Source organism: Chthoniobacter sp. (assembly GCF_040003245.1).
Taxonomy (GTDB): domain Bacteria; phylum Verrucomicrobiota; class Verrucomicrobiia; order Chthoniobacterales; family Chthoniobacteraceae; genus Chthoniobacter.
In genome coordinates, this window is record NZ_JBDUCX010000399.1 from 1 (window position 1) to 3,106 (window position 3,106).

General features: G+C 62.2%; 3 protein-coding genes. 2 read left to right on the forward strand and 1 reads right to left on the reverse strand.

Translation table 11 applies throughout. From position 1 onward, the window contains the following. Together ABJF10_RS30185 and ABJF10_RS30190 are read left to right on the forward strand one after the other, a co-directional pair. Nucleotides 1–1,505: Gfo/Idh/MocA family oxidoreductase (locus ABJF10_RS30185; protein WP_348548307.1), on the forward strand; the 1,505-nt coding region annotated here is incomplete at its 5' end. Between the two features lie 16 nt (nucleotides 1,506–1,521). Continuing rightward, nucleotides 1,522–2,394 (forward strand): alpha/beta hydrolase, encoded by an 873-nt coding sequence (locus ABJF10_RS30190; RefSeq protein WP_348548308.1) that lies wholly within the window; start codon nucleotides 1,522–1,524, stop codon nucleotides 2,392–2,394. 84 nt (nucleotides 2,395–2,478) lie between these two features. Here the strand turns inward: ABJF10_RS30190 and ABJF10_RS30195 are convergent, their stop codons facing one another. Continuing rightward, entirely contained in the window at nucleotides 2,479–2,790 is a 312-nt protein-coding gene (locus ABJF10_RS30195) for a DUF6370 family protein (RefSeq protein WP_348548309.1), read from the reverse strand. Nucleotides 2,791–3,106: the final 316 nt, after the last annotated feature.

A 3,106-nucleotide genomic window follows, 5' to 3' on the forward strand; every position in this document is an offset into this window, starting at 1 on the left:
CGCTCGCCGGCGCGGCCCTCTCGACGCCCGCCTACATTCGCGCCGCCGCCGAGGGCGCCAATAGCGACATCCGCATCGCCGTCGTCGGCTTCCATGGCCGCGGCCAGTCGCACATCAGCGCTTATTCCGGCATGAAAGGCGTGCGCATCGTCGCCCTCTGCGACGTGGACAGCGCCGTGCTCGAGAAAGGCGTGAAGCAACTGCAGCAGAAAAACATCGAGGCAAAGCCCTTCAAGGACATTCGCAAGCTGCTCGACTCCGGCGAAGTGGATGCGATCTCCATCGCCACGCCGAATCACTGGCACTCGCTCGCCGCCATCTGGGGCATCCAGGCCGGCAAGGATGTGTACGTGGAAAAGCCCGTGTCGCACAATGTGTGGGAAGGCCGCCAGCTCGTGAAGGCCACGGATAAATATCAGCGCATCGTGCAAATGGGCGTGCAAAGCCGCTCGGCCCAGGGCCTGGCGGATGTCATCCGCTGGATGAAGACCGAGCCGCTCGGCAAACTGCAATACGTCCGCGGTCTCTGCTACAAGCGCCGGCCCAGCATCGGCCTCGTCACGGCCGACCAGCAGGTGCCGGACACGATCGATTACGACATCTGGTCCGGCCCGGCCCCGCTCGTGCCGCCGCACCGCAATGACCCGAAATACGGCATCATCCATTACGACTGGCACTGGATCTGGAACTACGGCAACGGCGACCTCGGCAACCAGGGCATCCACCAGATGGACATCGCCCGCCGCTTCACCGGCGAGATGGAGCTTTCCCCGAAAATCGTCTCGGTCGGTGGCCGCCTCGGCTACAAGGACGATGGCGAAACGCCGAACTCGATGATCGTTTTCCACGATTACGCGAAGGCGCCGCTGATTTTCGAAGTGCGCGGACTGCCCGAGAAGACGGGCACGGAAACCATGGACAAATATCGCGGGGCGGGCGTGGGTGTGGTCGCGCAGTACGAGCACGGCTATGTGGTCGCGCCGGATTACTCTAACGCCGCAGTCTACGACAACAACGACAAGCTCGTGCGCAAGTACGGCAATCCGCCCGGCGTGAAGGATATGACGGAATCGAATCCGATCACCGCCGAGGAAAAAGAGAAGGACAAGAACGAGCACCTGTCCTCGAAAGAAGACGGGCACTTCGGCAATTTCATCGCCTGCGTGCGCAGCCGGAAGTCGGCCGACTTGAACGGCAAGATCATCGACGGACACATCTCCAGCGCGCTTTGCCACACGGCGAATATCTCCTATCGCCTCGGCAAAACCGCCGCGCCCGACGACATCCGCGAAAAGTTCAAGGGCAACAAGGAAGCGCTCGATTCGTTCGACCGCCTCGCCACGCACCTCGCCGCCAATGGCGTGGACATCAAGGTCGACAAGCTCACCTTCGGCGAGTTCCTGAAGATGGATCCGAAGACCGAGCGGTTCATCGACAACGCCGCGGCGGACAAGATGCTCACCCGTGAGTATCGCGCGCCGTACGTGGTGCCGGAGAAGGTCTAAGCGGATGTCCCGGCTCATGCGCATCCCCGCCTTCCTCCTCGCCCTCTCCACCGCGCTTTCGCTCCACGCCGCACCGCTCGATCCCGTTCTGCTCTGGCCGAATGGCGCCCCGGGCGCGCTCGGTGACAAGGACGACGACAAGCCGACGCTCACCGCCTTCCTCCCCTCCCCGGATAAGGCGACCGGCGCGGCGATCGTCATCTGCCCCGGCGGCGGTTACGGCGGGCTGGCGCCCCACGAAGGCGCCGGCTACGCCGAATGGCTCGCGGAAAATGGGATCGCCGGCCTCGTCTTGAAGTACCGTCTCGGCTCGAAGGGTTACCGCCATCCGGCGATGCTCAACGATGCCGCCCGCGCCGTGCGTCTCGCCCGTTCCAAGGCGGACGAGTGGCACATCGACGCGAAACGTGTCGGCATCATGGGCTCCAGTGCCGGCGGTCATCTGGCCTCCACGCTGCTCACCCACTTCGACGCCGGCAAGGCGGATGACGCCGATCCCGTCGAGCGTTTCAGCTCGCGGCCCGACATCGGCATCCTCTGCTACCCGGTCATCACCATGGGACCATTCACCCACGGCGGCTCAAAGAAGAACTTGCTCGGCGAAAACCCGCCGCAGGAACTCGTCGACCTCCTCTCGAATGAAAAGCAAGTCACCAAGGACACGCCGCCGACGTTCCTTTTCCACACTTGGGAAGACGGAGCCGTGAAGGTCGAGAACTCCATGGAGTTCGCCAAAGCCTTGCGCGCGGCCGGCGTTCCCTTCGATCTGCACATCTATCAAAAAGGCCAGCACGGCATGGGCCTCGGCGGCGGTCGCGCCGGCGGCCCGCACCATCCCTGGGCCGCCGATTGCCTCTACTGGCTGAAGGTCCAGGGCTTCGCCAAGTAGCACCCCATTCGCCAAGACACAAAAAAGGGCGCCCGAAACCGGGCGCCCTTCTTGTGGTAAGTCTTGAGGAGACGCTCCGAGCGATTACTTGATCGCGTAGTTCGTGATCGTGATCGTCTTCTTGCCGTCCTTCTCGCCGACCGTGCCTTCGACCGTCGCTTCTTTGCCACCCTTGCAGATTTCCTTGTGCAGGGCCTTGGCCTTGTCGTTGCCGTCGGAGAGATACGTTTCCGTCTTGCCGTCGGCGGTCTTCACGACCACGGCGGCCTGGCATTTTTCGGCGATCCCGAGGTCACATTTGGCGCAGGTGGCCGTGCCTTCGAGCTTGGTGTCGGCCGCGTAGGAACTGAGCGCGAGCGCGGCGGTGATGATGGTGAGGAGTGCGATTTTTTTCATTTTGGATGGTTTGGGTGGTGGGCGCCCCACGATACGGAGCTCCCTAGGGAATACCATGCAGCGTAGTCATTGTTCTTAGGAAGAAACAGGGAAATCGCGTTTCGGCACTCTACGCGTTGGCGTAGTTCATCACAGGAAAACCACGCATTTGCACCACCACTGCCCTTCGCAAATTTTTCCCAAAAAAAGGGTTGCCGGGGGGTGGTTGGTGAGGCATTCATACCACCCCTCCGCAGCCCGGAAATTCCTGAGTAGCTCAGTGGTAGAGCGATCGGCTGTTAACCGATTGGTCGTAGGTTCAAATCCTACCCCCGCA

Bases quoted from the DNA above. Each gene is read 5' to 3' on its own strand.
- ABJF10_RS30190 (WP_348548308.1), top strand. From the start codon at position 1,522: ATGCGCATCCCCGCCTTCCTCCTCGCCCTCTCCACCGCGCTTTCGCTC.
- ABJF10_RS30195 (WP_348548309.1), bottom strand. From the start codon at position 2,790: ATGAAAAAAATCGCACTCCTCACCATCATCACCGCCGCGCTCGCGCTC.